5 protein-coding genes are annotated in these 6,444 nt (G+C 63.3%); 2 read left to right on the plus strand and 3 right to left on the minus strand.

From position 1 onward, the window contains the following. The first annotated feature begins 554 nt into the window (after nt 1-554). Nucleotides 555-2,078: a GH1 family beta-glucosidase gene (locus AC5RWT_RS33030; protein WP_494083899.1), complete on the plus strand. Its 1,524-nt coding sequence runs from the start codon at nt 555-557 to the stop codon at nt 2,076-2,078. A gap of 22 nt (nt 2,079-2,100) precedes the next feature. Here AC5RWT_RS33030 and AC5RWT_RS33035 read toward each other — a convergent pair whose 3' ends face one another. Further along, the gene (locus AC5RWT_RS33035) at nt 2,101-2,238 is read right to left on the minus strand and encodes a hypothetical protein (protein WP_494083900.1); all 138 of its coding nucleotides are present in this window, start codon (nt 2,236-2,238) and stop codon (nt 2,101-2,103) included. A gap of 118 nt (nt 2,239-2,356) precedes the next feature. On the opposite strand from AC5RWT_RS33035, the gene AC5RWT_RS33040 reads away from it, so the two are divergent. Then, nucleotides 2,357-2,737: a VOC family protein gene (locus AC5RWT_RS33040; RefSeq protein WP_494045910.1), complete on the plus strand. Its 381-nt coding sequence runs from the start codon at nt 2,357-2,359 to the stop codon at nt 2,735-2,737. Nucleotides 2,738-2,875: 138 nt separating this feature from the next. Here AC5RWT_RS33040 and tuf read toward each other — a convergent pair whose 3' ends face one another. Both tuf and fusA read right to left on the minus strand, forming a co-directional pair. Then, nucleotides 2,876-4,066, minus strand: coding sequence for an elongation factor Tu (gene tuf / locus AC5RWT_RS33045; protein ID WP_494083901.1), 1,191 nt, complete (start codon nt 4,064-4,066; stop codon nt 2,876-2,878). Nucleotides 4,067-4,303: 237 nt separating this feature from the next. Beyond that, complete coding sequence (fusA, locus tag AC5RWT_RS33050; protein ID WP_494083902.1) at nt 4,304-6,418, minus strand: elongation factor G; 2,115 nt, start codon at nt 6,416-6,418, stop codon at nt 4,304-4,306. Nucleotides 6,419-6,444 lie beyond the last annotated feature (26 nt).

Consider the following 6,444-nt stretch of genomic DNA (forward strand, 5'->3'; position numbering starts at 1 on the left):
TGACCTCATGGTCATATGACTTCAGACGGATGCGGATTTTCTGTCCCGCCATGGCGTCTCCGCTCTCTTTCTCAGTGCTGCTCTGTGGACTTTCTTCCTGTGCGCCCCACTGGCCGGATCTCCCCGTGCCTGGCGCTCCTCCGGCAGACTGAATCCGGATAAATCCGGGTTCCTCACCCTGCTGAGGCTCCGACCCCCGCGGTCGGGCGTGTCGCGAACATTCTGCGCACTCCGCCCGCTCAAAATGGAGGGTGGGTTATATTTGGGCTTTCAAGTCGGTGGAGCCTGACCCTGCCCCGGGCATTATCCCGGGCGGGACACAGCTTCGCACATAGACATGCAAAAGCGCTTGAACAACTCGTCTAGTGTGGCAGACTTTGGCCGCGATTGCGAATCGGCGCCCTGCGGTGCCGGGCCCCTTCGGATGAGGCGGGCACGCTCTGGCGCGCACCAGCCCCCGGTGCAACGCTGGTGCTACCCGCTCCGGCGAGACGTGTAGGTGAGGCGGGAGCTATGTTCAGCGACAGCGATATACAAAGGGAGGATAGGCGCGAATGGCACTGGGCACCGATCATCTGGCGGCCTTGATACCGTCCGACTTTACCCTGGGCGTGGCGACCGCGGCGTTCCAGATCGAGGGCGCGGTGGCCGAAGACGGCCGGGGGCCGTCCGGCTGGGACGCCTTCACCCACGAGCCGGGCCGGATTGCCGGCGGCGCCACGGCAGATACGGCCTGCGACCACTACCACCGGATGCCGCTGGACGTGGGGCTGCTCGCCGAGCTCGGCGTGGACTCGTACCGGTTTTCGTTGTCTTGGCCGCGCATCCAGCCCGGCGGCAAGGGGCCGGTCAACCAGCGGGGCATCGACTTCTACGACCGACTGCTGGATGAGTTGCTGGCACGGGACATTTCCCCGATGTGCACGCTCTATCACTGGGACACGCCGCTGCCGCTGGAGCATGCCGGCGGCTGGCTGAACCGCGACACAGCCTACCGTCTGGCCGATTTCGCCGCTATCGCCGCCGAAAGGTTCGGCGACCGGGTGGACCGCTGGGTGACCATCAACGAGCCGACCACCGTGACCCTCAACGGCTACGGCCTGGGGGTCCATGCGCCGGGTCAGGCCGGGCTGTTCGATGCCCTTCCTGCGGCACACCATCTCATCCTCGCGCACGGGCTCAGCCTCTCGGCACTGCGGGCCGGCGGGATCGCGGGCGAGGCCGGCATCACCAATGTCTACTCCCCCGTGGTCGGGGCCAAGGACGGGCTGGCGCACGATGTGCTGGTGGAACTGTTCGATGTGCTCCACAACAGGATGTTCTCCGATCCGGTGTTGCTGGGCCGCTACCCGAGCTTTAATCCGGTGCTCAAGCCCTTCCTTCAGTACCTGCGGGAAATCCCGGACGAAGATCTGGCGGTGATGAACCAGCCGCTGGACTTCTACGGACTGAACTACTACTTCCCCACGCGGATCGGCCTCGGCCCGGGTCCTTCGACCGGGCCGGACGCAGTCCCCGACGGGTTGCCCGAGCCGCTGATGCAGCAGGGCGCGGACCTGCCGTTTCATCTGGCCGGCTGGCCCGGCTATGCGCGGACCGAGTTCGGCTGGCCGGTGACGCCGGACTATCTGCCGGTGGCCTTGGCCCAGATGGCGGAGCGCTATCCAGACCTGCCGCCGGTCTACATCACCGAGGGAGGCGCCAGCTTCAAGGATGTTGTGGTCCCGGATGCGCTCACGAACGAACCGTCCGTGGCGGACGTGCGCCGGGTGGACTATCTGGCCCGGCATCTCGAGGCCGCCCTGACCGCCACGGCACCCGGCGGGCCTGCCGCCGGCATCGACCTGCGCGGCTATTACGTCTGGACGTTGATGGACAACTTCGAATGGGCGGCCGGGTATAGCCAGCGGTTCGGGCTGGTCTACGTGGACTTCGCGACCCAGCGGCGCATCCGCAAGTCCTCATTCCATTGGCTGAAAGACCTGGCCGCGGGCCGTCGTCGTGATTCCGGCGCTCGCACGGCAGCAGTCCGGGCGCACGCCGTGTCCGCGGACAGCGCGCCCGGGGAAAGCGCGTAGCCGCAGGCCTGACACACGACCGCTACGGTTTGCCGCCGTTCGCGCGCCGGATGCGGCGGACACGATCCAGCTCATGGCGGAAATACCGCCTGCCCCAGAAGACTGCCCCGACCACTGCTGCGATCAGGCCGATGATGATCCACACGATGAGCCATTCCATGGTTCCGATCCTAGTGGCCGAGCCGCAATTTTCGTGGTGTTCCACCGGTTCCAAGGTCGGCGCTCAGGACTATTCTGGGAAATGTCCACCGCAGATGCTCCCAGGAGGCTGAAATACCATGCTCAGCACCACCACCATGACGACGGTCCTGCCCGTGAAGGACATGGACCGGGCGCGCGCGTTCTACCAGGACTCCCTCGGCTTGAAACCGGCGGGCTCCAACGGGGACGATTCGATGATGTTTTCCAGCGGCGGGTCCAACGCCGTAGAACTCCTCGTCCGACCGGACGCCGACACCTCGGACCACACCTCGGTCAGTTTCGAAGTGGCCGATCTCGAATCCGAAATGTCCGACCTGGCTGGCAAGGGCATCCAGTTCGCCGATTACGACCTGCCGGGCCTGAAGACCGAGAACCACATCGCCGTCAGCGAGCACCAGCGGTGCGCGTGGTTCCCGGATTCGGAAGGCAACATTCTCTGCCTGCACCAGAACATCTGATTCCGCAGGAGCTCTAACCTGCGCAGGCAACCCGCGGCAAGCTGCACCGCCGTGGTTAAAAGGAGAACCCCCGCCGTCGTCAGACGGCAGGGGTTCTCCTGATTCTGGCCGGATTCCTCCGGTCAGCAGATCACAAAGTTACTTGATGATCTTGGTGACGCGGCCCGAACCAACGGTGCGGCCGCCTTCACGGATAGCGAAGCCGAGGCCCTCTTCCATAGCGATCGGCTGGATGAGCTCAACGGTCATCTCAGTGTTGTCGCCCGGCATGACCATTTCGGTGCCTTCCGGCAACGTGATAACGCCGGTCACGTCGGTGGTGCGGAAGTAGAACTGCGGACGGTAGTTCGAGTAGAACGGGTTGTGGCGGCCGCCTTCATCCTTGGACAGGATGTAGACGTTGGCCTCGAAGTCGGTGTGCGGGGTGATCGAACCCGGCTTCACAACAACCTGGCCACGCTCCACGTCTTCGCGCTTGATACCGCGCAGCAGCAGACCACAGTTCTCGCCTGCCCATGCTTCGTCGAGCTGCTTGTGGAACATCTCGATGCCGGTAACCGTGGTCTTCTGGACCGGGCGGATGCCGACGATCTCGACCTCGGAGTTGATGGCGAGGGTACCGCGCTCGGCGCGGCCGGTCACCACGGTGCCGCGACCGGTGATGGTGAAGACGTCTTCAACCGGCATCAGGAACGGCTTGTCCTTGTCGCGGATCGGGTCCGGGATGTACTCGTCAACAGCAGCCATCAGGTCCTCAACGGACTTGACCCACTGGGCGTCGCCTTCCAGGGCCTTCAGGCCGGAAGTGCGGATGACCGGTGCGTTGTCGCCATCGAATTCCTGCGAGCTAAGCAGCTCACGGACTTCCATTTCGACCAGGTCGAGGAGTTCCTCGTCATCAACCATGTCCGACTTGTTCAGGGCCACCAGCAGCGTCGGAACGCCAACCTGGCGGGCCAGCAGAACGTGCTCGCGGGTCTGGGCCATCGGGCCGTCAGTCGCGGCAACCACCAGGATTGCGCCGTCCATCTGGGCGGCACCGGTGATCATGTTCTTGATGTAGTCGGCGTGGCCGGGGGCGTCCACGTGTGCGTAGTGGCGCTTCTCGGTCTGGTACTCGATGTGCGAGATGTTGATGGTGATACCGCGCTGGCGCTCTTCCGGGGCAGAGTCGATAGCTGCGAAGTCACGCTGCTCGTTGAGATCGGGGTACTTGTCAGCAAGCACCTTGGAAATGGCAGCGGTCAACGTGGTCTTACCGTGGTCAACGTGACCGATGGTGCCAATGTTGACGTGCGGCTTAGTCCGCTCGAACTTTGCCTTCGCCACGGGTTCCTCCTAGAACGTTTTGAGAAGAATTGCTCTCCGGACGCGATTGTCACGGCCGAAACTTGAACAAGTCTACTTCGGGCTTTTGTATTTGGTGAAATTACTGGTTCCGTCAGGTACCGGCACAAGGATTGCGCGGTGCTGTCGGAGGGTTGTGCCGGCGGCCGGCTGCTTTTTGTGACCGGCCGCCTGCACGGTGTGCCGGGCCCCTCAGAAGAAGGACCCGCCACCATCGTTTTACTCGCCGCGCGTCTTCTGGATGATCTCGTCGGCAACAGCCTTCGGGACCTCAGCGTAGCTCTCGAACTGCATCGAATACACCGCGCGGCCCTGCGTCTTGGAACGCAGGTCGCCGATGTAGCCGAACATCTCGGAAAGCGGAACGTTAGCGCGCACAACCTTCACGCCGCTAGCGTCCTCCATGGACTGGATCTGTCCACGGCGGGAGTTCAGGTCGCCGATCACGTCGCCCATGTATTCCTCAGGGGTACGTACTTCGACGGCCATCAGCGGCTCGAGCAGGACCGGGTTGGCGCGGCGTGCGCCTTCCTTGAAGACCTGGGAACCAGCGATCTTGAAGGCCATTTCCGAAGAGTCGACGTCGTGGTAGGCGCCGTCGATCAGAATGGCCTTGACGCCGACCAGCGGGTAGCCGGCCAGCACACCGAGCTGCATGGCATTCTGGATGCCAGCGTCAATCGAGGGGATGTATTCGCGCGGAATACGCCCGCCGGTGACCTTGTTCTCGAACTCGTAGAAGGTGCCGTCGGAGGTGTCCAGCGGTTCGAAGGAAACCTGGACCTTCGCGAACTGGCCGGATCCACCCGTCTGCTTCTTGTGGGTGTAGTCGACCTTTTCGACAGCCTTCTTGATGGTTTCACGGTAGGCAACCTGGGGCTTGCCCACGTTGGCCTCGACGTTGAATTCGCGGCGCATGCGGTCCACCAGGATGTCCAGATGGAGCTCGCCCATGCCGCCGATCTCGGTCTGGCCGGTGTCCTCGTTCAGCGACACGGTGAAGGTCGGGTCCTCGGCCGAAAGCTTCTGGATGGCCGTGGAGAGCTTCTCCTGGTCACCCTTGGTCTTCGGCTCGATGGCCACGAAGATCACCGGCTCCGGGAAGGACATCGACTCGAGCACGATCGGCGCTTCCATGGCGGAGAGGGTGTCACCGGTGGTGGTGTCCTTCAGCCCGATGGCGGCGTAGATGTGGCCGGCGTGGGCCTCATCGACCGGGTTCTCCTTGTTGGCGTGCATCTGGAAAAGCTTTCCAATGCGCTCCTTCTTGCCCTTGGTGGTGTTGAGCACCTGGAGTCCGGAGGATGCCTTGCCCGAGTAAACCCGGATGAAGGTCAGCTGGCCGAAGAACGGGTGGGTCGCGATCTTGAACGCCAGCGCGGAGAACGGCTCGTCCTCGCTCGGCTTGCGGACCAGTTCGACTTCCTCGTCCTTGGGATCGTGACCGACCATCGGCGGTACGTCCAGCGGCGACGGCAGGTAGGCCACCACGGCGTCCAGCATCGGCTGCACACCGCGGTTCTTGAAGGCGGAACCACAGAACACGGGGTAGGCCTCGGAGTTGATGGTCATCTTGCGGATGCCGGCAACCAGTTCCTCGTTGGTGATTTCCTCACCCTCGAGGTACTTCTCCATGAGCTCGTCCGAGGACTCGGACACGGACTCGACGAGCTGCGCGCGGTACTCCTCGGCCTTGGCCTGGAGGTCCGCGGGAATCTCGCGGGTCTCGTAGGCGGCACCCATGGTCACATCGCCCTTGGCGTCGCCCGGCCACACCATGGCCTTCATGGTGATCAGGTCAACGACACCGATGAAATCGGACTCAGCACCGATCGGCAGCTGCATGACCAGCGGCTTGGCGCCGAGGCGGTTGATGATGGTGTCGACGGTGAAGTAGAAGTCGGCGCCCAGCTTGTCCATCTTGTTGACGAAGCAGATGCGCGGGACGTTGTACTTGTCCGCCTGGCGCCACACGGTCTCCGACTGCGGCTCCACGCCTTCCTTGCCATCAAAGACGGCTACGGCGCCGTCGAGCACGCGCAGGGAGCGCTCGACCTCGACCGTGAAGTCCACGTGGCCCGGGGTGTCGATGATGTTGACCTGGTTGTTGTTCCAGAAGGAGGTCACGGCGGCAGACGTGATCGTGATGCCGCGTTCCTTCTCCTGCTCCATCCAGTCAGTCGTCGACGCACCGTCGTGCGTTTCGCCGATCTTGTGGTTCACACCCGTGTAGAACAGGATGCGTTCCGTAGTAGTGGTCTTACCGGCATCGATGTGGGCCATGATGCCGATGTTGCGGACCTTCGTGAGGTCGGTGAGCACGTCCTGTGCCACAATGTCTCCCTTTGTAGGTGAGGGGT

This window comes from Arthrobacter sp. Dra40 (assembly GCF_059091905.1).